This is a genomic window from Lysobacter sp. Soil_C_15 (assembly GCF_057657315.1).
Genome location: NZ_JBDGIR010000002.1, coordinates 800,690 through 825,154, shown reverse-complemented (window position 1 = coordinate 825,154; position 24,465 = coordinate 800,690). Strand labels below are relative to the sequence as shown.

Sequence of the window (24,465 nt, the reverse complement as noted above, 5' to 3'; positions counted from 1 at the left end):
CAGGGTGGCTTCGGCGCAGACGCGCGATCCGGGCCGGGCGGCCCGGACGGCGCGGCCGTAGCGCTCAGGCGTCGGGCGGCAGGCTGATCGGGCAGCCGTTGGCCATTTCGCAGGCCCACATCTCTTCCAGGCAGGGCTGCGGGTCGGGGCTGTTGGTGCGGCAGGCGTAGTAGCCGGCCAGGCAGTGGTCGCATTGCGGCATCGCCGCGAACGCGGTCAGCGCGGCGGCGAAGGCGAACGCGCCCAGGGCGAGCGCGGCGGTACGGCTGGAAGTGCGGTTCCTTGCTTTCACGGGCATTCCCCTCGATGTCGCCAGTCCGTCTGGCGGATCCATGCTAGGGGTGCGAACGCGGCGATTACGCCGATGCGGTCGCGGTCCGCGATCGAAGGCGCAGGGCCGATTAGCAGCCTCGGTCACAGAACAGGGCGGCCGTCGCCGGCCGCCCTGTCGGGTCGCATCGAGGCCGGCCGAGGGCCGGCGTGCGGATTACAGATCGAACTTGATGCCCTGCGCCAGCGGCAGCGCATCGGAGTAGTTGATCGTGTTGGTCTGGCGGCGCATGTAGGCGCGCCAGGCGTCGGAACCCGATTCGCGGCCGCCGCCGGTTTCCTTCTCGCCGCCGAAGGCGCCGCCGATTTCGGCGCCGGAGGTGCCGATGTTGACGTTGGCGATGCCGCAGTCCGAACCGGCCGCCGACAGGAAGGCCTCGGCGGCCTTCAGGTTGGCGGTGAAGATCGACGAGGACAGGCCTTGCGGCACGTCGTTCTGCAGTTCGATCGCTTCCTCGAGCTGCTTGAACTTCATCACGTACAGGATCGGCGCGAAGGTTTCGGTCTGAACGACTTCGGCGTCGTTGCTCAGGCCGGTGACGATCGCCGGCAGGACGAAGTTGCCCTTGCGATCGATGCGCTCGCCGCCGGTCTCGACCTTGCCGCCGGCGGCCTTGGCCTTGGCGATCGCGTCGAGGTAGGCCTGCACGCCGTCCTGGCTGTTGAGCGGGCCCATCAGGTTGGCCGGATCGGTCGGGTCGCCGATCTTCTTCTCGACCTGCTTGTAGGCCGCGACCAGCTTGGCCAGCACGTCGTCGTAGATCGACTCGTGCACGAACAGGCGGCGGGTGGTGGTGCAGCGCTGGCCGGCGGTGCCGACCGCGCCGAAGGCGATCGCCGGGATCGCCAGCTTCAGATCGGCGCTGGCGTCGACGATGATCGCGTTGTTGCCGCCCAGCTCGAGCAGCGAACGGCCCATGCGGCGGGCGACGCGCTCGCCGACCTGGCGGCCGACCTTGGTCGAGCCGGTGAAGCTGATCAGGGCGATGCGCTTGTCGTCGACGAAGTTCGAGGCCAGCTCGGTGCCGGCGTCGTTGAACAGATAGAACAGGTCCGGGAAGCCGCCGGCGCGCAGGGCGTCGTTGCAGATCTTCATCGACGCGATCGCCGACAGCGGGGTCTTGGGCGAGGGCTTCCAGATCGAGATGTCGCCGCAGATGGCGGCGATGAACGAGTTCCAGGCCCACACCGCGACCGGGAAGTTGAACGCCGAGATGATCCCGACCAGGCCCAGCGGGTGCCACTGCTCGTACATCCGGTGGCCCGGACGCTCGGAATGCATGGTCAGGCCGTACAACTGGCGCGACAGGCCGACCGCGAAGTCGCCGATGTCGATCATCTCCTGCACTTCGCCGTCGCCTTCCGGCTTGGACTTGCCCATTTCCAGCGCGACCAGCGAACCCAGCGCGTCCTTGTGCTTGCGCAAAGCGTCGGCGCACAGGCGGATCGCTTCGCCGCGGCGCGGCGCCGGAGTGGTGCGCCAGACCTTGAACGCGGCCTGGGCGCGCTCGACGATGGTCTCGTAGTCGCTCTGCGAGGAGGCCTGCACGCGCGCCAGCACTTCGCCGTCGGTCGGGTTGATCGGCTCGAGCACGCCCGCGTCGGCGGTCGTCGCCCACTCGCCATGGCCGAGGTAAGTGCCGGACTCGTTGTCTTTGAGTCCCAAGGCGGCGAGAACGGGGTGGGTCATACCGGAAGCTCCATGTGGTGCCGCGCCGGGGGCGCGGCGAAACGGGAAGGCGCCCGCGAGGGCGGGGCGACGCGCTGGGCGCGGCGCCCGGAGAGTGGCGACCCCGACACGATTCGAACGTGTGACCTTCCCCTTAGGAGGGGGATGCTCTATCCAGCTGAGCTACGGGGCCGGCGATGCAACGGCCGCGCTCCGACGATGCGCCGGGCGCATACGCGGTGGCCGCGGCCATCCGCCGATTGTACCCGGCGGCGCGGGGCGGCGGCCACGGCGGTCTGTGGCGGGTTCCATGGGCGATGCCGCGAACGCGGCGTCGTCGTTGCCCGGAGGCGCGGCCCGGTGCCGACGGCACAGCGCCGGGGCGGCGGGTTCGCGCGGGGCGTACGGCCCGCGTCTGCCCGTCGGCGAGCGGGCGAATGGTTTGACGGCACGACCGATCGCGCTGTGGCTGACGGCGTGCTGACAAGCCGGAGCGGTGCGCCGACGTCGGCCCCGCGATCGCATCGGCGGCACCGGCCGCGCTCGGCGGGCGATCGGGCCGGGTTGCATCGGCGGCGGCAGGCTGGGAAGCCCGGCAGCCTGCGCGGGCTGGCCGGCGACTCGACGGCCGGCGCGGGTCGTGAGTGACACTTGCCCATTAATGTGATTTAGTTCACGCGGGGAATTGGATGTGCGTCGCGAGGATGCGCGGCGATCACAGGGTGGGCCGGCGACGGGGAAGTCGCACCGGACCGATAGGGGAAAACCGATGAACCGATACGACGTCGCGTCGGCGCGCCTGGGCGCGCCGATGTCCGCTGGCGCCTGTCCGCTTCGCCGCCGCCGATACGCGTGCGTGGCCTGGCTGGCCGCCGTTCTGGCCGGCGCCGGCTTCGCTGGCTTGGCCCAGGCGCAAAGCTGCGCAGTCGGCGAAACGCCGGTGGCGTTCGGCTACACCGGCGGCGAGCAGACGGTGACGGTCCCGGCCGGCGTGTATTCGGCCACGGTCTATCTCAGCGGCGCCCAGGGCGGCGCCGGACGCAGCGGCGCCGGCACCATCGGCGGCAGCCCGAATTCGCCCGGCGGCGCCGGCGGCCTGGGCGGACGAGTGCGCGGCGCGCTGGCGGTGACGCCAGGCGCGGCGTTATCGGTTTGGGTCGGTGGGCAGGGCTCGCAGGCGGTCAATCCCGGCGGCATCGGCCAGGGCGTCGACGGCATCGGCGGCGGCGCCACCGATCTGCGCGTCGGCGGCAACGCGGTCGCCAACCGGGTCGCGATCGCCGGCGGCGGCGGCGGCGGCGGCAGCGCCGGCTGGAGCACCAGCAACGTGGTCGCCGGCGGCAACGGCGGCGTCGGCGGCGGCGGGACGGGCGGCGCAGGCGCCGACGTGCCGGGCGGCCCCGGGCCCTACGGCGGCGGCGGCGGTGCGGTCGGCATCGGCGGCGCCGGCGGCGGCGGTTGCGGCAGCTTCCCGGCGACGGCGGGCAATGCGGTCAATGGCGACGGCGGCGACTCGTTCAACTTTTCCGGCTCGTTCGGCGGCGCCGGCTACGGCGGCGGCGGCGGCGGCGGCGCCACGGTCGGCGCGGGCGGCGGCGGTGCCGGCGTGGGCACCACCGCCTGCCAGCAGAACTGGAACGGCGGCGGCGGCGGCGGCGCCGGCGGCAGCTCGGCTGCGACCGGCCTGAGCGGGGTCGTGTTCAACAACGGCGTGCAGGCCGGCAACGGCGCGGCCTTGATCTGCTTCGCGCCGACCCAGTTCTCGGTCGGCGGTTCGGCCGGCGGCCAGACCGGCGCGGTCACCCTGCAACTGGCCGCCACCAACCCGGCCAGTTCGCAACAAGTCGTCGTGGCCCAGGCCGCGACCGGTTTCGTGTTCCCGACCCGGCTGCCGCAGGGCGCGAATTGGAACGTCAGCGTGTCGAGCCACCCGGCCGGCCAGTTGTGCAGCGTGACGCCGTCCAGCGGTTCGGCGATCGCCGCCGACGTGGTCGATCTGGCGCTGAGCTGCGCCACGGTCGCGGTGACGGTCAATCCGGCCAGCTTGCCCGATGGCGCGCTAGCGACCGCCTATTCGCAGACCCTGAGCGCCAGCAGCGGCAATGGTGGCGTCGCGCCGTACAACTTCACGGTCGCCGCCGGGGCCTTGCCGGCCGGCCTGGCCCTGTCCGGCGCAGGCGTGCTGTCGGGCGCCCCGAGCGCCGCGGGTTCGTTCAATTTCACCGTGCAGGCGACCTCGAGCAACGGTTTCAGCGGCACACGCGCCTACAGCCTGACGATCGCGCAGGGCAGCCAGGCCATCACCGCCTTCGGCGCCAATCCGGCTTCGCCGACGTACGCGCCGGGCGGCAGCTTCACCGTCTCGGCGACCGGCGGCGCCTCGGGCAATCCGGTCGTGTTCGCCAGCACTACGCCTGCGGTCTGCGGCGTCGCCGGCAGCACGGTGACGACGCTGGCGGCGGGCAACTGCGCGCTCACCGCCGACCAGGCCGGCAACGCCAACTACAATGCCGCGCCGCAGGCCACGCTGGTCGTCGCGATCGGGCCGGCCAGCCAGGCCATCACCGCCTTCGCGGCCAATCCCGCGGCTCCGGTGTACTCACCGGGCGGCAGCTTCAGCGTCGCGGCCAACGGCGGCGCCTCGGGCAATCCGGTCGTGTTCGCCGGCACCACGCCGGCGGTGTGCACGGTCAGCGGCAACACCGTGACGATCGTCAGCGCGGGCAATTGCGCGCTGACCGCCGACCAAGCCGGCAACGCCAACTACAGCGCCGCGCCGCAGGCCTCGCTAGTCGTCGCCATCGGGGCCGCCACTCAGTCGATCAGCAACTTCGCCGCCAATCCGACCGCGCCGGTGTACGCGCCGGGCGGCAGTTTCACGGTCTCGGCGACGCCGGGCCTGTCGAGCAGCCCGGTGGTGTTCGGCAGCGCCACGCCCTCGGTATGCACGGTCGCCGGCGGTACGGTGTCGATGCTGAGCGCGGGCAGCTGCTCGCTGACCGCCGACCAGGCCGGCGACGGCAACTACAGCGCTTCGCCGCAGGTCGTCTTGAACGTGACCATCGCCATGGCGGCGCAGACGATCACCGATTTCGCCGCCAACCCGGCGGCGCCGGTATTCGCAGCGGGCGGCAGCTTCGCCGTCTCGGCCACCCCGGGCGCCTCGAGCAGCCCGGTGGTGTTCGCCAGCACCACCACCGCGGTGTGCACGGTCGCCGGCAGCACGGTGACGATGCTCGCCGCGGGCCTGTGTTCGCTGACCGCCGATCAGGCCGGCGACGGCAACTACAGCGCCGCGCCGCAGGTCGCGCTGGACGTGACCATCGGTGCTGCGGCCCAGGCCATCACCGGCTTCAGCGCCAATCCCGCGACGCCGGTGTACACGCCGGGCGGCAGCTTCACGGTCTCGGCCAGCGGCGGCGCCTCGGGCAACCCGGTGCTGTTCGCCAGCACCTCGCCGGCGATCTGCACCGTTAGCGGCGGCACGGTCGCCATGCTGGGGTCGGGCGCCTGCTCGCTGACCGCCGACCAGGCCGGCAACGCCAACTACACCGCCGCGCCGCAGGTCGTCCTGCAGGTGACCATAGCCGGGGCCACGCCGAACCTGACCTGGATCGGCGACCTCGCCAAGACCGTCGGCGAGGCGGCGTTCGATCTGCCCGACCCGAGCAGCAACAGCAACGGCGCGTTTACTTTCAGCAGCGCGAATACCGCGGTGGCCACGGTCAGCGGACGCCGGGTCACCATCGTCGGCGCCGGGGTGGCGACCCTGGTCGCGACCCAGGCGGCCAGCGGCAGCTATCTGCAGGCATCGATCGATGCGACTTTGACGGTGACCGGGCGGCCCGATCCGACCCGCGACCCCAGCGTGGTCGGCGGCGTGCAGGCACAGGTCGATGCCAGCGTGCGCTTCGCTTCGGCACAGCAGTCCAATATCCACGACCGCCTGCGCCAGCAGCGCTTCGCCGACGCCAACAGCTCCAGCAACGGCTTGGCCCTCAACCTGAGCGGCCGGATGGGCGGGGCGATATCGCTGACCGCGGGCCAGGTGGCGTCGATCGAGCCGCTGCGCCTGCCGGAAGGCTGGGGCCTGTGGACGGCCGGCAGCATCAGCAACGGCCAGCGCGAACGCAACGCACGCAGCGACGGCTTCGATTTCCAGAGCGACGGCATCACCGTCGGCGCCGACTGGCGCCTCGGCGAGCGTTTCCTGTTCGGCGTGGCCGGCGGCTTCGGCTGGAACGACACCGACCTCGACGACGGCCGCTCCAAGCTCGACGCCAGGCAACGCTCGCTGTCCCTGTACGGCCTGTGGCGCCCCAGCGAGCGCTGGTTCGTCGACGGCATCCTCGGCTGGGGCGGCCTGGACTTCGACATCCGCCGCTACAGCGCGACCGCGGGCGCCACCGCCACGGCCGAGCGCGAAGGCGACCAGGTGTTCGGCTCGCTGACCGCGGGTTACGAACACGGCGGCGGCAGCGGCATGCTGCTGACCGGCTACGCTCGGCTCGACGGCAGCCGCACCAGGCTCGACGGTTACCGCGAGAGCGGCCTGGGCATCTACGACCTGCGCTACGGCCCGCAGACCGTGGAGAACAGCGGCGCCTCGCTCGGCCTAGAAGGCAGCCTGCCGATCGCGACCACGCGCGGCAACATCTTCCGTCCGTACTGGTTGCTGGAATACCGCGAGGCCTTCGAAAACCGCAGCGACGTCGACCTCAACTACGTGATCATGCCGGTCGCCGACGACTACGTGCTGGGCCTGCGCAGCTACGGCGACCACGCGCTGAGCTACGGCGCCGGCCTGGACATGACGTTCGCCAGAGGCTGGAGACTGTCCTTGTCGATGCGCCGGCAGCACGGCAGCGGCCAGGACCCGAGCACCAGCGTCGGCCTGTTGCTGTCGTTCTCGCCCAGCCTGCCGCCGGCCGCGGCGATGTCGATGCCGAGCGCGCAGGAGGTGGCGGGCTCGATGGACGCGACCGTCCCGGTCCGGAGCCCGGAGACCGGGCGTTGAGCGCCGGGTTCGATTGATATCGAGTAAGCGATCGTTCGCCCGGCACCGCGACACGCGATGCCGGGCGGCGACCGAGCGATGCCGTTTCCTGTGGGGGCGGCGTTCCACGGGCGGTTCTTGCATCACCGGCCGCGCCTGCCGCAAGCCGAACGCTCAAGAGCGTTTCGACGCTGGCGGGACGGTTACGGCGCCAGGCATTCGCCCTGCTGCTTGAGCTTGTCCAGCAGCTCGGGATGGGTATCGGCGACATACCGGCACACCAGTCCCTTGCCGTACTCGCCGGAGATGCGCCGTCCCGGTTCGGAGGCGATGACGGCCAGGGTCTTGGCGTAACAGTCGGTGCCGACGAAGCGCTCGAGCGCTTGCTGCCGTTGCGGCGGCAGCGCCTGCAACTGCGCCACGATCTGGTTCGGCGAGGCGGCCTTGCGGCTGGCCGCCATCATCGCCGCGCCGTCCTCGGACTCGATGAACGCTAGGCAGGGTTCGAACTGTTGCGCCGGCAGGGCCTGCGACAACAGCGGTTCGAGTTTGGCGGCCAAGGCGCCGGTGTCGAAGCCGGCGACCGCGGCTTCGGCGACCGCGCGAAGCTTGGGATCGCTGGCGGTTTGCTCCACCAGCTGCTGGTTCAGCGCATGCTTGCCGTGAAACACGTCGAACAGATAGACCACCAGCTTGGCCGGGCCGGTCGGCGCGGTTTCGGCGGGGGCGGGCGGAGCGGCGAAGCAAGCCGAACCGAACAGCAACGCAGGAAGGGCCGCCGCGAGGGCGCGCCTGGAAAGATGCATCGAACTATCCCCTGAAGTGCGGCGCGCGAATCGCGCCGATCGAATCGCGCCGCGCGTCGCTGCGGCGGCACGGCGCATTCTGGCAGAGCCAGTTGCGTCCTTGCGAGTGATGCGATCCCCGGCGCCGATCTGTTTCGCGAAACCCGGTCGGTTGTCTGTAGGAGCGGCGTCCCACGGGATTTCCTCCGGTCGTCAGCCGCGAGGATCGAAGCGGTTTCCGCAAGCGTGGTCACCCGAAACCGCGGAGAACCGGTTGATTGTCCTGGTCTTCGATTTGTCCGCAGTTTGATTGTCCGCAGTTTCGGGCACCGGCGTGGCATTGCACCGCTTCGGCGGTCGCGGCTTACGCCGCTCCTACAGGAGGCGCGTTGCGTCGACGGATGCGCCGGCGGCGGAAACGCGAACGCCCCGCGCGGGGCGGGGCGTTCGGGGCTTGCGACGGACGCAGGCGGCGCTGCCGGCTTACTCCACCGACAAGCCCTCGACCTTCTGCCAGCCGCGCGGCAGCAGGCCGCCGCGGGTGGCGCGGGCGCCGAGGTAGGGCTCCAGTTCCTTGAACGACAGGCCCATGCTGCGCGCGCCGGACTTGATGCTCAGGGTCTGGCCCGGGGCGACCACCGCCACCGCGACCACGCGCTCGGTGCCGAGCTTGGCCTTGGGGATGTCGATGATCTTGTTGCCCTTGCCCTTGTCCAGTTCGGGCAGCTCGGAGACCGGGAACGCGAGCAGGTGGCCGACGTTGGTCACCGCGACCACGCGATCGTGTTCGACGTCGCCGACCGGCGCCGGCTGCAGCACCTTGGCGTTCGGGGTCAGCGACAGCATCGCCTTGCCGGCCTTGTTGCGGCCGGTGAGGTTCTCGAAGCGGGTGACGAAGCCGTAGCCGTGGCTGCTGGACAGCACGAAGCGGGTGTCGTTGTCGCCGGCCGCGACCGCCTGGAACGAGGCCCCGGCCGCCGGCGAGAAGCGCCCGGTCAGCGGCTCGCCGTTGCCGCGCGCCGAAGGCAGGCTGTGGATCAGGCTGGAATAGGCGCGGCCGGTCGAATCCAGGAACGCGACCTGCTGGGTGCTGCGGCCCTTGGCCGCGGCCAGCAGGCCGTCGCCTTCGCGGTAGTTGAGGGTGGCCGCGTCGATGTCGTGGCCCTTGGCCGCGCGCACCCAGCCCTTTTCGCTGACCACCACGGTCATCGGCTCGCTGGCGACCAGTTCGGTCTCCGACAGCGCCTGCGCGGCGTTGCGCGCGACCAGCGGCGAGCGGCGCGGGTCGCCGAACTTCTTGGCGTCGGCGAGCAGTTCGTCCTTGATCAGCTTCTTCAGCTTGGTCTTGCTGGCCAGGGTCGCGACCAGTTGCTCGCGTTCCTTCTCCAGTTCGGCCTGTTCGCCGCGGATCTTCATTTCCTCCAGGCGCGCCAGCTGGCGCAGGCGGGTCTCGAGGATGTAGTCGGTCTGCTCTTCGCTCAGATCGAAGCGCTTCATCAGCACCGGACGCGGCTCGTCCTCGCTGCGGATGATGCGGATCACCTCGTCCAGGTTCAGGAACGCGACCAGCAAGCCCTGCAACAGGTGCAGGCGGCGGTTGACCTTGTCCAGGCGGTGATTGAGGCGGCGGGTGACGGTGTCGCTGCGGAAGCTCAGCCACTCGGTCAGGAAGGCCTTGAGGCCCTTGACCTGCGGCCGGCCGTCCAGGCCGATCACGTTGAAGTTGACCCGGTAGCTGCGCTCCAGGTCGGTGGTGGCGAACAGATGGCCCATCAGCTGTTCGACGTCGACCCGGTTGGAGCGCGGCACCAGCACGATCCGGGTCGGATTGGCGTGGTCGGACTCGTCGCGGATGTCTTCCAGCCACGGCAGCTTCTTGGCCCGCATCTGGGCCGCGATCTGCTCGATGATCTTGCCCGGCGAGGTCTGGTAGGGCAGGGCGGTGATGACGATGTTGCCGCCGTCCTTCTCGAACACGGCGCGGGCGCGCACGCTGCCCAGGCCGCTTTCGTACATCGCGATCAGGTCGGCGCGCGGGGTGATGATCTCGGCGGTGGTCGGATAGTCCGGGCCGAGCACGTGCTCGCACAGGTCGCGGGTGGTCGCGTCCGGATCGTCGAGCAGGCGCACGCAGGCGCTGACCACTTCGTTGAGGTTGTGCGGCGGCACGTCGGTGGCCATGCCGACCGCGATGCCGGTGGTGCCGTTGAGCAGCAGGTGCGGCAGCCGCGCCGGCATCCAGGTCGGCTCTTCCAGGGTGCCGTCGAAGTTCGGGTCCCAGTCGACCGTGCCCTGGCCGAGCTCGCCGAGCAGGACTTCGGCGATCGGGGTCAGCTTGGACTCGGTGTAGCGCATCGCCGCGAACGACTTGGGGTCGTCGCTGGAACCGAAGTTGCCCTGGCCCTCGATCAGCGGATAGCGGTACGAGAACGGCTGGGCCATGAGCACCATCGCCTCGTAGCAGGCGCTGTCGCCGTGCGGATGGTATTTGCCGATCACGTCGCCGACGGTGCGCGCGGACTTCTTCGGCTTGGACGCGGCGTTCAGGCCGAGCTCGCTCATCGAATAGATGATGCGGCGCTGGACCGGCTTGAGGCCGTCGCCGAGGAAGGGCAGGGCGCGGTCCAGGACCACGTACATCGAGTAGTCGAGGTAGGCGCGCTCGGCGTACTCGCGCAGGGGGATCTGTTCGAAGCCGTGGAAGACCGGACGTACGGGATCAGTCATGGAACCTGGGGCTGGGTAGGGCTGACCGGGGATTCTAACCGGGCAGGGGGTGGCGGGGACGTCGCGGCCGCGGCGGGGGCTGCGCCCGCTCTGGGGCCGATCCGGCCGGCGCGGTATCCTGCCAGCCCTCCATCGCTCAGCCTGAGACCGCCATGCCGAGTCGCCTGCGCCGCCTGCTCATGCCGATCCTGTGCCTGGCCGCGGCCGGCATCGGCATCGCCGCGGCGATGGCCGCGCAGGCGCCGCGCGGCGCGCCGGTCTGGTCCTACAAGGTCGTCGCCCGCTACCCGCACGACCCGGGCGCGTTCACCCAGGGGCTGATCTTCCGCGACGGTTTCCTGTACGAAAGCACCGGCCTCAACGGCCGTTCGACGGTGCGCAAGGTCAAGCTCGACACCGGCGAGGTCCTGCAGCGGGCCAATCTGCCGGCCTCGGTGTTCGGCGAGGGCCTGACCGACCGCCAGACCGAGCGCGGCCGCCAGCTGCTGGTGCTGACCTGGACCTCGCGCGCCGGCTACATCCTCGACATGGGCAGCTTCGCCACCGCCGGCACCTTCAGCTACCCGGGCGAGGGCTGGGGCCTGACCCGCTCGCAGGACACCGTCTACCTCAGCGACGGCAGCGCCCAGATCCGCCTGCTCGATCCGAAGACGCTGAAGGAGCGCGGCCGGATCCAGGTGCGCGACGGCGGCCGCGCGATCGACCAGCTCAACGAACTGGAATGGGTCAAGGGCGAGATCTACGCCAACGTCTGGCAGACCGACCGGATCGTCCGGATCGACCCGAAGAGCGGGCGCGTGCTCGGCTGGATCGACCTCAGCGGCCTGTTGGCGCGCCACGGCAGCGGCGGCCGCGGCGCCGACGTGCTCAACGGCATCGCCTACGACGCCGCGCGCGACCGGCTGTTCGTGACCGGCAAGTGGTGGCCGGACTTGTTCGAGATCAAGCCGGTGGCGCCGGCCGGCGGCAAGCGCTGATCGCGCCCTCGAAACTGCGCCCTCGAAAACTGCGTCTCGATACTCGCGCCGCGCCCGCCGGCGGCGCGGCCGCATGCCGCGGTGAGCCTGTCCCCCGCAGCTGACGAATTTGTCAGCGCCGCGACAGCCTGCCGTCCGCGCACGCGGCCTAGAGTCGGCGCAGGTTCCGCGTGCATCCCCTGCGCGGCCCCGCGCGGCGCCGCGGCTTGCCCGGCGCCGCGTTCTCCCCCGCCGCCAAGGACGCCGCACATGCCCACCGCCGATCGCACGTTGTCGCCCCGCGCCCGCAAGCGCGCCTACGCCGTCGCCGCCCTGGCCGCCGCGCTGGCGGCGGGGCTGGCCTGGGGCGGCTTCGGCAGCCGCGGCGCGGCCCCGCCGAAGCCGCCGCCGCCGGTGCCGGTGACCTTCGCCAGCGTCGAACGCCGCGACGTACCGCACTGGCAGGAAACCGTCGGCACCGTGACCTCGCTGCAAAGCGCGGTGCTGCGCCCGCAGGTCGACGGCGTGCTGACCCAGGTGCTGTTCCGCGAAGGCCAGACGGTCAAGCGCGGCCAGTTGCTGGCGCGCATCGACGACCGCGCGATCCGCGCCGGTCTCGACGGCGCCCGGGCGCAGCGCGAGCGCGACGCCGCGCAACTGCGCGCGGCCCAGTCCGACCTGGGCCGGTTCCGCCAGCTGTCCGGCGCGCAGCTGATCGCCAAGCAGATGCTCGACCAGCAGGCCGCCTCGGTGCAGCAGTTGCAGGCCACCGCGCAAGGCAGCCAGGCGGCGATCGACGCCGCCCAGGTGCAGTTGTCCTACACCCGCATCGTCTCGCCGATCGACGGCCGGGTCGGCTTGCGCCGGGTCGATCCGGGCAACCTGGTGCGCAGCGGCGACGAACAGGGATTGGTCACGGTGCAGCAGGTCGACCCGATCTCGGTGGTGTTCGCCCTGACCCAGGACCAGTTGCCGGCGCTGCGCGCGGCCCAGGCCGCCGGGCCGGTCGCGGTGCAGGCGCTGGACCGCGACGCCGGCCAGGTGCTGGGCGAGGGCGAATTGCGGGTGATCGACAATCAGGTCGACGAAGCCACCGGCACGGTGCGTCTGCGCGCGGTGTTCGGCAACGCCGGCGACCGCCTGTGGCCGGGCCAGTTGGTCAGCGTGCGGGTGCGCACCGGCGAAGAGCGCGGCGCGACCGTGGTCGCCAGCGACGCCGTGCAGCGCGGCGTCGGCGGCAGCTTCGTGTATCGCCTGGGCGGCGACGGCAAGGTCGCGGCGGTGCCGGTGCAGGTCGGCTACCAGGACGAGGCGCTGGCGGTGGTGCGCGGGGTCGCCCCCGGCGACACCGTGGTCCGCGACGGCCAGTCGCGGCTCAAGCCCGGCAGCGCGGTGGTCGCGGCCCAGCCCGCGCCGACGGTGACGCGATGAGCGCGCCGTCCGGCCGGCACGACGCCGGCTCGACCACCCAACGGCTGGTGCGGCGCGCCTCGATCTCGGCCTGGTTCGTGCGCCATCCGGTCGCGACCACCCTGCTGACCGCGGCGGTGGTCCTGCTCGGCGTGTTCGCCCAGCCGCGCCTGCCGGTGGCGCCGCTGCCGCAGGCCGAATTCCCGACCATCCGCATCGGCGCCAGCCTGCCCGGGGCCAGCCCGGACACCATGGCCTCGGCGGTGGCCACGCCGCTGGAGACCCAGCTCACCGCGGTGCCGGGCATCACCGAGATGACCTCCAGCAGCGCGCTGGGCACGACCTCGATCACCCTGCAGTTCGCGCTCGGCAAGAGCATCGACACCGCCGCGCAGGAAGTGCAGGCGGCGATCAACGCCGCCGCCGGACGGCTGCCCGCGGACATGCCCTCGCTGCCGACCTGGCGCAAGGTCAATCCCGCCGACAGTCCGATCCTGGTGCTGAGCGTGGTCGCGCCGCAGATGTCGCTGACCGAGCTCAGCGACCTGGTCGAGACCCGGTTGGCGCGCAACCTGACCCAGATCGACGGCGTCGCCGAAGTCTTCATCGCCGGCCAGCAACGGCCGGCGATCCGGATCCAGGCCTCGCCCGAGCGCCTGGCCGCGCTGGGCCTGACCCTGGCCGACCTGCGCGAGGTCGCGCGCAACGCCAGCGTCAATCAGGCCAAGGGCGCGCTGGTCGGCGAGCGGCGCATGTCGACCCTGGCCGCGAACGATCAGTTGTTCCGCGCCGAGGACTACGAAAAGCTGGTGGTGACCTACCGCGACGGCGCGCCGGTGCGCCTGGGCGAAGTGGCCAAGATCGGTTTCGGCGCCGAGAACGACTACGTCTACGCCTGGCCCAACGGCCAGCCCGGCCTGGCCCTGGTGATCAATCGCCAGCCCGAGGCCAACATCATCGCCACCACCGACGCGGTGCTGGCGGCGTTGCCGCGATTGCAGGCCGGCTTGCCGGCCAGCGTCGAGGTCGCGGTGCTCAACGACCGCACCCGCACCATCCGCGCCTCGCTGCACGAGGTCGAACTGACCCTGGGCGTGACCGTGTTGCTGGTGGTGCTGGTGATGGGCCTGTTCCTGCGCCAACTGTCGGCGACGATGATCGTCGGCGCGGTGCTGCTGGTCGCGCTGGTGGCGACCTTCGCCGCGATGTACGCGCTGGGCTACAGCCTCAACAACCTGACCCTGGTGGCGCTGGTGATCGCGGTCGGCTTCGTCGTCGACGACGCGATCGTGGTGATCGAGAACATCCACCGCCACCGCGAGGCGGGGCTGGACGCGCTGGAGGCGGCGCTGAAAGGCGCAGGCGAGATCGGCTTCACCGTGGTCTCGATCAGCCTGTCGCTGATCGCCGCCTTCATCCCGTTGCTGTTCATGGGCGGCGTGGTCGGGCGCTTGTTCGCCGAGTTCGCGATGACGGTGACGGTGGCGATCCTGATTTCGATCGTCGCCTCGCTGACTCTGGCGCCGATGCTGGCGGCGCGCTACATGCGCGCGCCGCCGAAGCACGACGCGGCGCGCCCCGGCTGGCCGCAGCGCCTGATCGCCGGCTACGACCGCAGCCTGCGTTGGGCGTTGGACCGCCAGCGCGCGGTGCTGGCCGCGTTCGCCGCGACCCTGGCGGTGGCGGTGCTGGCCTACAGCCTGATCCCGAAGGGCTTCTTCCCGCTGCAGGACACCGCCTTCGTGTTCGCCACCACCGAGGCGGCGCAGGACATCTCCTTCGAGCAGATGCGCGCCAAGCATCTGCAACTGGCCAAGATCGCCGAGGGCGACCCGGCGATCCAGACCTATATGCATTCGGTCGGCGCCACCGCCGGCAGCCAAAGCCTGTCCAACGGCCGTTTCTGGTTCATCCTCAAGGACCGCGGCGACCGCGACGTCTCCGCCGACCAGTTCATCGACCGGATGCGGGCCAAGTTCGCCGCGGTGCCGGGCATCGCCGTCTACATGCGTTCGGCGCAGGACATCAACCTCGGCGTCGGTCCGGCGCGCACCCAGTATCAGTACGCCCTGCGCGGCCAGGACAGCCGCGAACTGTCGGTCTGGGCCGACCGCCTGACCGAGCGCCTGCGCGCGCTGCCGCAACTGCAGGACGTGTCCAACGATCAGCAGATCGGCGCCGCGGTGACCCGGCTGAGCATCGACCGCACCGCCGCGGCGCGTTTCGGCCTCAGCGCCGCCGACATCGACCAGGCCCTGTACGACGCTTTCGGCCAGCGCCAGATCAACGAGTTCCAGACCGAGACCAACCAGTACAAGGTGATCCTGGAAATCGACCCGCGCCTGCGCGGCCGGGTCGACAGCCTGGCGTATTTCCACCTGCGCTCGCCGATCAGCGGGCAGATGGTGCCGCTGTCGGCGGTGGCCAAGGTCGAGCCGGCCGAGAACGGCCCGCTGTCGATCGGCCACAACGGCATGCTGCCGGCGGTCAACATCTCGTTCAATCTCTCGCCCGGCGTGGCTTTGGGCGACGCGGTGACGCTGGTCGAAGGCGCCGCCGGCGAGATCGGCCTGCCGGCGTCGATCTCCGGCAATTTCCAGGGCAGCGCGCAGGCCTTCCGCGATTCGCTGGCGACCCAGCCGCTGCTGATCCTGGCCGCGCTGCTGGCGGTCTACATCATCCTCGGCGTGCTCTACGAGAGCTTCGTCCATCCGCTGACGATCCTGTCGACCCTGCCGTCGGCCGGGGTCGGCGCGGTGCTGATGCTGTGGCTGTGGAAGCTGGATTTCTCGATCATGGCCCTGATCGGCATCGTGCTGCTGATCGGCATCGTCAAGAAGAACGGCATCCTGCTGGTCGACTTCGCCCTCGATGCCCAGCGCCAACGCGGCCTGTCGCCGCGGGAGGCGATCCACGAGGCCTGCCTGACCCGGTTCCGGCCGATCATGATGACCACCCTGGCGGCGCTGCTCGGCGCGGTGCCGCTGATGCTCGGCCTGGGCACCGGCTCGGAGCTGCGCCAGCCGCTGGGCGTGGCGGTGGTCGGCGGCCTGCTGGTCAGCCAATTGCTGACCCTGTACACCACGCCGGTGATCTACCTGGCCCTGGACCGGCTGTTGCTGCGGCGTCGCCGCGCGGCGGCGACGCAGGAGCCGGCGGACGCTTCCGCGGCCGTCGCGGAGGGGTAGGATGAGCCCCCGGAGCCCCGAGCGATGAAGCGCCTGCCGCGATGAAGCTGCTGATCGTCGAAGACGAGGTCAAGACCGCCGACTACCTGCGCGACGGCCTGGCCGAGCAGGGCTGGACCGTCGACGTCGCCCGCGACGGCGTGTCCGGCCTGCACCTGGCGCGCGAGCTCGACTACGACGTGATCGTGCTCGACGTGATGCTGCCGGGCATGGACGGTTTCGCCGTGCTGCGCGAACTGCGCACGCGCAAGCAGACCCCGGTGATCATGCTGACCGCGCGCGACCGCGTCGACGACCGCGTGCACGGCCTGGGCGCCGGCGCCGACGATTACCTGGTCAAGCCTTTTTCCTTCATCGAACTGCTGGCGCGGCTGCAGGCGCTGGTCCGGCGCGGCCGCCAGCAGGAGCCGACCGAGCTGGTCGTCGGCGACCTGCAGATCAACCTGATCGCCCGGCGCGCGTTCCGCGACGGCGTGCGCCTGGACCTGACCGGCAAGGAGTTCGCCCTGCTGGCCCTGCTGGCCCAGCGCCGCAGCCAGATCCTGTCCAAGACGGTGATCGCGGCGCAGGTCTGGGACATCAACTTCGACAGCAACACCAACGTGGTCGAGGTCGCGATCAAGCGCCTGCGGACCAAGATCGATGGCCCGTTCCGCAGCAAGCTGCTGCACACCGTGCGCGGCATGGGCTACGTGCTGGAGGTGCGCGACGACGAGCGCGAGGGCCTGGCCCCCGGGCGGGTGCCGGCATGAGCCGCCTGTCGATCGCCCAGCGCCTGGCGGCGATGTTCGCCCTGGCCGCCTTGCTGGTGTTCGCCCTGGTCGGGGTGGTGCTGCACCAGGTGCTGCGCGACCAGATCGTGCGCTACCAGCACGCCGAACTCAGCACCAAGCTGCGCTCGGTCGCGCACAGCGTGGCGCTGTGCGACTCGCCGGAGCGCTGGCGCAAGGTCCAGGACAAGGTCGAGAACCTGACCACCAGCGAGCGCAATACGCGCTTCTGGGCCTGGAGCGACAGCGCGAATTTCCGCATCGGCGCCGACCACGTCCTGCCGGTGCGCGCCGCCGCGGCCCGCGATTTCGGCATGGGCACGCTCGAACAGCCCGGCATGAGCTCGCCCTACCGGACCCTGGAGCAGGTCGTGCCGGCCTACGGCCAGCGGCCGGCGGTGCGGTTGTGGATCGGCATCGATTCGCAACCCTACGTGGCCGCGCTGCGCTCGTTCGCGCTGGCCTTCGTCGCCCTCGCGCTGGTCGGCACCGCCCTGGTGGCCGTGCTCGGCCACTGGATCGCCCGGGTCGGCCTGCGGCCGCTGCAGCGGCTGTCGAGCCAGGCGCGGACGCTGAGCCCGAGCAATCTGTCGCAGCGCCTGCGCATCGAACAGTTGCCGCCCGAACTGGGCCACCTCAGCGGGGCCTTCAACGGCGCTCTGGACCGGTTGGAGGCGGCCTACACCCGGCTCGACGCCTTCAACGCCGACGTCGCCCACGAATTGCGCACGCCGCTGGCCAACCTGATGGGCCAGACCCAGGTCGCGCTGTCGCGGCCGCGCGAGGCGGCGCAACTGGAAGACGTGCTGCAGTCGAACCTGGAAGAACTCGAGCGCATGCGCGGGATCGTCAACGACATGCTGTTCCTGTCGCGCGCCGACCAGGGCGACATCGCCCTGGACCGCGCCTGCGTGCCGCTGGCCGCGGAGGTGGCCAAGACCGGCGAGTTCCTCGAGTACCTGCTGGAAGAGGCCGGCATGCGCCTGCGCATCGACGGCGCGGTCGACGCCTGGATCGACTCGGCGCTGTTCCGCCGCGCCATGACCAATCTGCTGCACAACGCGGTCCAGCACGGCGCGCCGGGTTCGGAGATCGTGGTCGAGCTCGGCCCCGGCATCGTCGACGGCGGCGCCCGGGTGGCGGTGCGCAACCGCGGCCAGACCGTGGCCGCGGAGCATCTGGGGCGGATGTTCGACCGCTTCTACCGCGCCGACGCGGCGCGCGAGCACCGCGGCGAGCGCCACCACGGGCTCGGCCTGTCGATCGTCAAGGCGATCGCGGTGTTGCACGGCGGAGCGGTGTTCGCCGACAGCGGCGACGGCGTCACCACGGTCGGCTTCAGCCTGGCCGAGCCGGCCGCGCTGCGCGCCTGAGGCGCGGGCGCCGCGCTCAGCGGTGCAGGTCGCCGGCGGCCTCGGGCTGATAGCGCAGGCCGAGCACGCGCAGCTGCGCGCTGCGTCCGCCCGGCAGCGGCCAGGCGATGCGCGCGCCGACCCGCAGGCCGAGCAGGGCGCTGCCGACCGGGGCCAGGATCGAGATCCGCTCGGCGCGGCCGTCGGCGTCGCGCGGATAGACCAGGGCGGCCTCGCGTTCCTCGCCGGTGGCCTCGTCGACGAAGCGGATGATCGAATTCATGGTGATCACGTCGGCCGGCACCTGGGCCGGTTCGACCACCTCGGCGCGATCGAGCTCGCGGCGCAGGCCGCCCAGGTCCAGGCCGGGCGGGGCCTGGTCGAGCAGGGCCTCCAGCCGGTCGCAGTCCAGCCGCGACAGCAGCAGCGGCGGCGGCAGGCCGGAGGGGTGGGGCAGTTGTTGTTCGTTCATTGCGGGCTCCATAAGCGAGAACGGGCGACGCACTGCGTGCGCCGCCCGCGGTTCAGGGATGTCCGCGGACCTTAGCCCGCGCACGCGGGCGCTTCAAGCCGGCCCCGGCGCGAGCGGCTCCAGGGCGGCACGCGCCTGTGCCGGATCGGGCGGCAGGCGGCCGATGAAAAAATTTATGACAAAGTCGTTGACAGCCGGTCCGCTGCAAAGCAACATACGCGCCTCGCAACGCTGAACGGCGACGCGAAAGGCCCAGGTGGCGGAATTGGTAGACGCACTAGTTTCAGGTACTAGCGGGTAAAACCGTGGAGGTTCGAGTCCTCTCCTGGGCACCAACAATAAACGACGACGAAGCTGGTAAACAAATTCGACGTCGAAGACAAGGCGAGCTGAGAAGCTCGCCTTTCTCTTTTTCCGTTTCGTTTCCTTCGCGCCGTCCGCGCATCGTCGCGGCCATCCACGCAACGCCCGCCGGACACCAGCCGCGCTCCGGGCGCCGGCGTCCGTCCAGGCGGCATGGCCGCGCCCGGCAAGGCGGCACGTATTCTTCTTCCCCGGCCGGCGGTACCGTCCGCCCCGTCCGGACGCTGGCCGAGGTCGCAGCCAGGGCGACGGGCGAGGCTTAAGCTGTCGGTCCGATTCGCCGGGGGGGGGGGGGGCGGCCAGCGCCGGCGCTCCCGGTCGTGCAGCAAATGTTCGTGGAGCGAATGCTCCCAGCAGCGGATTCATAAACTTGACCGCGGTCACGGTCGGATTCAGGAAATTGCCTGGTCATAGACCATCGGCTAGGCTTTGCCGTGCAGCACCGGCCGTACAGGCCGCCGCCGTGGGGAGGCCGGGAGCGATCCCGGGGATCGGCGGACCGCCTGCGCGGTGGACCCGGGACGCGCCGTCGCCTCCGTCGGGCCACGTTAGGAATTTCAGTTCACTAAGGAGAGGTCTCATGAAGAAGTTGGGTCTGACGGTCGTGCTGATGCTCGCGACGACGTCCGCCGCGGCGAATGAATTCATTCCCTACTACGGCAACAACCCGTTCGTGTTCTGCAAGGTCGGCGTGCCGCAGGACTGCTGGGTGCCGAAGAACATCGCCACCGGCGAGTACCGCGTGCTCAGCCGCAAGTGCTTCAAGCCCTGGTCGGCCAAGCTGTTCTCGCGCGTGTGCAAGCAGGCCTTCCCGAACGGCATGCCGGCCGGCGGCGACGCCGCCCTCGGCGCGGCGGCGGTCGGCCAGGCGGCGACCACCGGCAACTACGACGACATCAAGGACAAGGCCGACGCTTACAGCAAGAACAATTCGTCCTACGCCGACGCCTACGAGAAGCAGATGAACTACTCGCAGATCGAGAAGAGGGCGAATGCGAGCGGCCAGAACTTCAACGACATCAAGGCCCGCGCCGACGAGTACAGCCGCACCACCGGCTTCGACCCGAACGCCTACGTGTCCGAGCAGCGCGATCCGGCCCGCGTCGATCCCTGACCGAAGCCGAGTCGGTTGCTTCCGCGACGGCCCCGAGCGATCGGGGCCGTCGTCGTTTGCGCCTGCGCACTTGCGCCCGACCGAACCGCCGGGCCTGCGAGCCTCGGCAGCGAGCGCGCAGGAGCGGGCGCGCAGCAACAAGCCCGCTCGCCGGCTCCTCGCTTCGCTGCTCGTCCCCTCGGCGCGACCGCCCGGCCGCGGCGTAACCTTCGCCTAACGTCCCGGACGAGACGCCCGGCGCACCCGCGCCGAGACGCGCGGCGCGCCGTGGGCAACGCGGCGGCGCGGGCTTGCCCGGCCGTGACGCCTCGCACGGATGCGCGCGGCAGCGCTGGCATAGTCCTGTCCGGGGAAAGAGGGGCCGGCAATGGAAGAACGTCTGATCCTGGTCGACGGCGACGATCGCGCCGTGGGCGTCGGAGAGAAAATGCGCGTGCACCGCGACGGGGTGCTGCATCGCGCGTTCTCGATCTTCGTGTTCGACCAAGCCGGGCGGCTGATGCTGCAGCAGCGCGCCACCGGCAAGTACCACTCCGGCGGACTGTGGAGCAACACCTGTTGCGGCCATCCGCGCGAAGGCGAGGCCACCGAGGCCGCGGCGCACCGGCGCCTGAGCGAGGAGATGGGCTTCGATTGCGAACTGCGCGGGGTCGCCCGCATCGTCTACCGGATCGAGGTCTCGCAAGGCCTGATCGAACACGAATACGACCATATCTTCGTCGGCCGCTACGACGGCCGGCCGCGGCCGAATCCGCTGGAAGTGCGCGATTGGGCCTGGCGCAGCGCCGCCGACCTGGACGCGGCGCTGCGCGACAGGCCGCAGGACTTCAGCGGCTGGCTGCGCTACATCCTCGAGCGCGGCGGTCCGGAAGAACTGGAGCGCTGGCGCGAAGCGGCCGGCGAACGCTTGGCGTCGCGCTGAGCGGCGCCAGGACCTGAAGGCCGCCTGGACCGGCGCGGCGAACGCGGCGGCTTGAAGCGATCACTGCGGCGCGGACAGCGCCAAGGTCATGAACACGCTGTTGGGATCCTCGGCGTAGTCGGCGAACGGCGCGCACTCGACGAAGCCGTGACGCGCATACAGCGCCCGCGCCGGGGCGAACCCGGCCATCGAGCCGGTTTCCAGGCTCAGCCGGCGGTAGCCGCGGCGGCTGGCCTCGGCGAGCAAGTGCTGCAGCATGTGCGCGGCCACGCCCTTGCGCCGGTGCGCGTCGGCGGTGCGCATCGACTTGATTTCGCCATGCTCGCGGTCCAGCTCGCGCAGCGCGCCGCAGCCGAGCAGCCGGTCCTGTTCCCACACCGTCCAGAAGCTGATCCCGGGCTGGCGCAGAGCGTCCAGGTCGAGCGCGTGGATGCTTTCCGGCGGCGAGAGTTCGGCCATGTTGCGCAGGTGTTCCCGCAACAGGGCGTGGATCTCGGGGCCGCTCAGGTCGTCGGGTCGTATCTCCATCGGCAAGTTCGCGCCAGGCCGGCAGGGTGAGCGGCGGTCGCGGGCGGCGCCGGGGCGCCCGCATGCCGTAGAGCAGCATGCCGTAGAACAGCGTGCCGTATAGCAGCGTGTCGTAGGCAGGGTAACGCAATGACGGGCCACCTCGCTCACATGCGCCGTACGCGCCGGCCGCTACAGTCGGGCCCTCCCGCGCATGCCGGACCGGAGATCGCCCATGCCGACCCAAGCCCGTCCGTTCCTGATGTTCACCGGCCAGGCCGAGCAGGCGATGAACCGCTATGTCGCCTTGTTCGCCGACGGCCGCGTGCTCGACGTGCGCCGCTACGGCGCCGAAGGGCCGGGGCCGGAAGGCAGCATCCTGGTCGCGCGCTTCCGCGTCGCCGGGCTCGAAGTCATGTGCAGCGACAGCCACGTCCAGCATGCCTTCGGCTTTACCCCGTCGATCTCGCTGTTCGTCGATTGCGACGGCGAAGCCCAGCTCGACGCCCTGGCCACCGGCCTGAGCGAGGGCGGCTCGGTGCTGATGCCGCTGGACGATTACGGTTTCAGCCGCCGCTTCGCCTGGGTCTGCGATCGCTACGGCGTGTCCTGGCAGCTCAATCTGCCCTGAGCCGGGCGCGCCCGGCCGCCCGATGCGGCCAATAGTGTGACTTGTGCACGTTTTGCGCGGCGTAATTGGAGCCCGCCAGGCGCGCGGGTAGGATGAAGCCAACGCAGGTCCGGGTTTCGTCCGCGATGGCGAAGGCGGGCGACACCGAGGTGGTCATGGTCGAACGCGAACGCCGCAACAGCGACAAGAAGCTCAACGCCGCCGAACTGCGCGCCGGGCTGACGCCGGCGCAACTGGACGCTTTGACCACGCTGGAATTCTTTCGCTGGGAGCTGCGCTTCGTGCGCCGGCCGCTGTTCCAGGACCCGATCCCGGTGGTGTTCAACCGCGACGGCAAGCGCTATGCCGTGCTCGAGCCCGACGGCAGCCTCAACGAGAACCCGGGCTTCAAGATCCGCGATTGAGGATCGCCCCGCATCCGGCAAGAAGGGGCTCAAGCTCGGCCGGACGGCTTGCGGATCCTGAAAGACAGCCAGGACACCAGCAGGCAGAGCGAAAAAACCACGGCCAATGAGACCAAGCCCGATATCCAGTCGCCTGTGGGGTGCAGTTGGTAGTAGCACCGGACAGCGGGCGGGCAGGGCGCGACGATGTAGGCGAGGTACAGGAAGAGCGCGCAGATAGCGACAGCGCCGGCGCCGAGCAGCGCCAGAAGCAGGAGCAGGGCGCGTTTCAGGATCCTGGGCGGCATTGGTTCCCTGGAGCCCCGTCGGCGGGCGTGGAGGACGGCGCTGATTGAGGCCCGCCGAACGCCGCGCAGAAATGGTGTACCTCGCCGTGCCTGTTCGTATAGGGCGGGTACACCGCCAGGCATTTGTTCAGAGCCGATTCCCGTTGCGATGCGGTCAATACGTCGGGCGCTTGCTCGACCCTGCTGCCCAGCAGGCCGATGTAGCTCATCGAGACGAATCCTTCGTCCCGTGTTTCGATACGATCGAGCAAGCGAGTAGCCATCGTGGGAGGCCGCTCGGTCACATAGCGTTCCGGAAATCCGATGTTGGGCGGATGCGACGTGCCCATATTGCAGGCCACCAGATCCAGCAGTTCCTCATCGTCCAGTTCGCCCAACCGGGTGGCCAGTTCCTGTTCGTCCAGGTCCCAGGTGTTGGGCAGTCCGTAGCAACTGGGTTCGGCCCAGCGCGGCGGAGCGCAAGCCGCCGCCAGGGCGGTCAGAAGCAGTATCGACAGGAGTCTGGGCATACGGCCGAATGTCCGGATCAAGCCGGGCCTCGAAGCGGCATCGGCGGGGCGGGGTGTTTTTCTTTCGAGTCCCCGGGCCGATCCGGCGCGCAGACCAGATGAACGACGTCCGAGGAGCGTTCGTACCGCCCCCAGGGCAGGACCAGATAGCGCTTGATATGCCAAGACCCGTGCAGCCGAGCGGTACCATGTAGTCAGTCTCCACCAGGAACGGCCCCGCGACTGTTGCGGACACCATGTCGCGCGTCATCGCCACCGGCTTGCCTCTCATGTCCCTTCCGCGGATGCCTTCGCGCAGCAGGTCCTGGAACGTGTCGTCGGCGCAGGCCTCCAGGCTTTGCCACGCCGTGAGGTAGCCGGCGCCGAGGACGAGCAGGCAGGCTACTCCTGCGCCGAACAGCATCTTCTTCCAGACCGCCATGGACCGCTCCCGATGGCCGCGCGAACCGGGCCGCGCCGCGAAATATTCCGCCCGCAATACCCGCTAGGGTTCGTCCAGCGGAAACGTCTGCAGACGTACATCGGACGCTTCGATCAGCCAATGCGATTCCAGGCCCGGCGCCCCGGCCCACTCGATCTCGTGGACGAGGTTGCCCTTGTCGCTCAGCCGAATTTCGCTGTAGCGCCAGTCGAAGTGGCCGGCCGCCGAATCGGGGCTGCTCATGACGTAGGAGAACACCTGCGGGTAGAACAACTCGATATACCGGTCGTGGTAGGCGCCGAGCAAGCGAATCCGCAGGCTCAGGGTCCGGTTCTCGCGCCTCGCCCCCTGCGCCGGCTCCTCGAACCTGGCCCATTCGAGCCAGCCGTCGTGCGGGCAACTGGGGTCGGTGGCGTCGAACAAGCGGCCGGATGCGGCGAGGTCGTAGGCGGCCGGGGGGAATTGAGACCGGTTCCGTTCCAGGTACTCGGCATATCGCCGGAAGAGCAGATTCGGATCGCCGTCGGTGTCCAACTGTTTCGAGAGAACGAACATAGGCCAGTGGCTCGAATACGAAGTCGCTGAACGGTACGCGCGGAACGCACCACGACGCACTATCGCGTGGCCGGCGCTGGGTCGTAAAGCGGCTCGA

Annotated in this window: 19 protein-coding genes and 2 tRNA genes; 11 read left to right on the top strand and 10 right to left on the bottom strand. The window is 70.4% G+C overall.

The window, feature by feature from the left end:
- Positions 1–64: 64 nt before the first annotated feature.
- The 3 genes from AC3A57_RS07710 to AC3A57_RS07700 all read right to left on the bottom strand — a co-directional run bounded on the left by AC3A57_RS07710 (position 65) and on the right by AC3A57_RS07700 (position 2,192).
- A complete protein-coding gene (locus tag AC3A57_RS07710) occupies positions 65–292 on the bottom strand; it encodes a hypothetical protein (protein WP_487578354.1) in 228 nt (75 codons plus the stop codon).
- A gap of 195 nt (positions 293–487) precedes the next feature.
- Positions 488–2,020, bottom strand: a complete 1,533-nt coding sequence (gene amaB / locus AC3A57_RS07705; protein WP_487578353.1) for an L-piperidine-6-carboxylate dehydrogenase — start codon at positions 2,018–2,020, stop codon at positions 488–490.
- 95 nt (positions 2,021–2,115) lie between these two features.
- A tRNA-Arg gene (locus AC3A57_RS07700) sits at positions 2,116–2,192 on the bottom strand.
- Between the two features lie 663 nt (positions 2,193–2,855).
- Between AC3A57_RS07700 and AC3A57_RS07695 the strand changes: the two genes are divergently transcribed.
- A complete protein-coding gene (locus AC3A57_RS07695) occupies positions 2,856–7,016 on the top strand; it encodes an autotransporter domain-containing protein (RefSeq protein ID WP_487578352.1) in 4,161 nt (1,386 codons plus the stop codon).
- 182 nt (positions 7,017–7,198) lie between these two features.
- Here AC3A57_RS07695 and AC3A57_RS07690 read toward each other — a convergent pair whose 3' ends face one another.
- A complete protein-coding gene (locus AC3A57_RS07690; RefSeq protein ID WP_487578351.1) occupies positions 7,199–7,801 on the bottom strand; it encodes a hypothetical protein in 603 nt (200 codons plus the stop codon).
- A gap of 462 nt (positions 7,802–8,263) precedes the next feature.
- Positions 8,264–10,507, bottom strand: coding sequence for a DNA topoisomerase IV subunit A (parC, locus tag AC3A57_RS07685; protein ID WP_487578350.1), 2,244 nt, complete (start codon positions 10,505–10,507; stop codon positions 8,264–8,266).
- 152 nt (positions 10,508–10,659) lie between these two features.
- On the opposite strand from parC, the gene AC3A57_RS07680 reads away from it, so the two are divergent.
- The 5 genes from AC3A57_RS07680 to AC3A57_RS07660 all read left to right on the top strand — a co-directional run bounded on the left by AC3A57_RS07680 (position 10,660) and on the right by AC3A57_RS07660 (position 18,204).
- A complete protein-coding gene (locus AC3A57_RS07680) occupies positions 10,660–11,484 on the top strand; it encodes a glutaminyl-peptide cyclotransferase (protein ID WP_487578349.1) in 825 nt (274 codons plus the stop codon).
- A 249-nt stretch (positions 11,485–11,733) separates the two neighbouring features.
- Complete coding sequence (locus AC3A57_RS07675) at positions 11,734–12,894, top strand: efflux RND transporter periplasmic adaptor subunit (RefSeq protein WP_487578348.1); 1,161 nt, start codon at positions 11,734–11,736, stop codon at positions 12,892–12,894.
- Positions 12,891–16,061 (top strand): multidrug efflux RND transporter permease subunit, encoded by a 3,171-nt coding sequence (locus AC3A57_RS07670; RefSeq protein ID WP_487578347.1) that lies wholly within the window; start codon positions 12,891–12,893, stop codon positions 16,059–16,061. Before AC3A57_RS07675 ends, AC3A57_RS07670 begins: the two co-directional genes overlap by 4 nt.
- A gap of 41 nt (positions 16,062–16,102) precedes the next feature.
- Positions 16,103–16,813 carry a heavy metal response regulator transcription factor gene (locus AC3A57_RS07665; protein WP_487578346.1) on the top strand — a complete coding sequence of 237 codons (711 nt, stop codon included), beginning with the start codon at positions 16,103–16,105 and terminating at the stop codon, positions 16,811–16,813.
- Positions 16,810–18,204 carry a heavy metal sensor histidine kinase gene (locus tag AC3A57_RS07660; protein ID WP_487578345.1) on the top strand — a complete coding sequence of 465 codons (1,395 nt, stop codon included), beginning with the start codon at positions 16,810–16,812 and terminating at the stop codon, positions 18,202–18,204. The genes AC3A57_RS07665 and AC3A57_RS07660 overlap by 4 nt, the downstream gene beginning before the upstream one ends.
- 16 nt (positions 18,205–18,220) lie before the next feature.
- Here the strand turns inward: AC3A57_RS07660 and rnk are convergent, their stop codons facing one another.
- Positions 18,221–18,655, bottom strand: a complete 435-nt coding sequence (gene rnk, locus AC3A57_RS07655; protein WP_487578344.1) for a nucleoside diphosphate kinase regulator — start codon at positions 18,653–18,655, stop codon at positions 18,221–18,223.
- Between the two features lie 250 nt (positions 18,656–18,905).
- Between rnk and AC3A57_RS07650 the strand changes: the two genes are divergently transcribed.
- From AC3A57_RS07650 to idi, 3 genes are all read left to right on the top strand, one after another.
- A tRNA-Leu gene (locus tag AC3A57_RS07650) sits at positions 18,906–18,990 on the top strand.
- A gap of 608 nt (positions 18,991–19,598) precedes the next feature.
- Complete coding sequence (locus AC3A57_RS07645; protein ID WP_487578343.1) at positions 19,599–20,132, top strand: hypothetical protein; 534 nt, start codon at positions 19,599–19,601, stop codon at positions 20,130–20,132.
- Between the two features lie 367 nt (positions 20,133–20,499).
- Positions 20,500–21,054 carry an isopentenyl-diphosphate Delta-isomerase gene (gene idi, locus AC3A57_RS07640; protein WP_487578342.1) on the top strand — a complete coding sequence of 185 codons (555 nt, stop codon included), beginning with the start codon at positions 20,500–20,502 and terminating at the stop codon, positions 21,052–21,054.
- Between the two features lie 60 nt (positions 21,055–21,114).
- On the opposite strand, the gene AC3A57_RS07635 is transcribed toward idi, so the two are convergent.
- Complete coding sequence (locus AC3A57_RS07635; RefSeq protein WP_487578341.1) at positions 21,115–21,582, bottom strand: GNAT family N-acetyltransferase; 468 nt, start codon at positions 21,580–21,582, stop codon at positions 21,115–21,117.
- Positions 21,583–21,796: 214 nt separating this feature from the next.
- On the opposite strand from AC3A57_RS07635, the gene AC3A57_RS07630 reads away from it, so the two are divergent.
- Both AC3A57_RS07630 and AC3A57_RS07625 read left to right on the top strand, forming a co-directional pair.
- Complete coding sequence (locus tag AC3A57_RS07630) at positions 21,797–22,192, top strand: VOC family protein (RefSeq protein WP_487578340.1); 396 nt, start codon at positions 21,797–21,799, stop codon at positions 22,190–22,192.
- Between the two features lie 125 nt (positions 22,193–22,317).
- The gene (locus AC3A57_RS07625) at positions 22,318–22,596 is read left to right on the top strand and encodes a hypothetical protein (protein ID WP_487578339.1); all 279 of its coding nucleotides are present in this window, start codon (positions 22,318–22,320) and stop codon (positions 22,594–22,596) included.
- A gap of 29 nt (positions 22,597–22,625) precedes the next feature.
- Here the strand turns inward: AC3A57_RS07625 and AC3A57_RS07620 are convergent, their stop codons facing one another.
- The 3 genes from AC3A57_RS07620 to AC3A57_RS07610 form a co-directional block, all read right to left on the bottom strand.
- Positions 22,626–22,883 (bottom strand): hypothetical protein, encoded by a 258-nt coding sequence (locus AC3A57_RS07620; protein ID WP_487578338.1) that lies wholly within the window; start codon positions 22,881–22,883, stop codon positions 22,626–22,628.
- On the bottom strand, positions 22,865–23,392 hold the full coding sequence (locus AC3A57_RS07615) for a hypothetical protein (protein ID WP_487578337.1): 528 nt from the start codon (positions 23,390–23,392) through the stop codon (positions 22,865–22,867). The genes AC3A57_RS07620 and AC3A57_RS07615 overlap by 19 nt, the downstream gene beginning before the upstream one ends.
- A 484-nt stretch (positions 23,393–23,876) precedes the next feature.
- Positions 23,877–24,368 carry a hypothetical protein gene (locus AC3A57_RS07610; RefSeq protein WP_487578336.1) on the bottom strand — a complete coding sequence of 164 codons (492 nt, stop codon included), beginning with the start codon at positions 24,366–24,368 and terminating at the stop codon, positions 23,877–23,879.
- Positions 24,369–24,465: the final 97 nt, after the last annotated feature.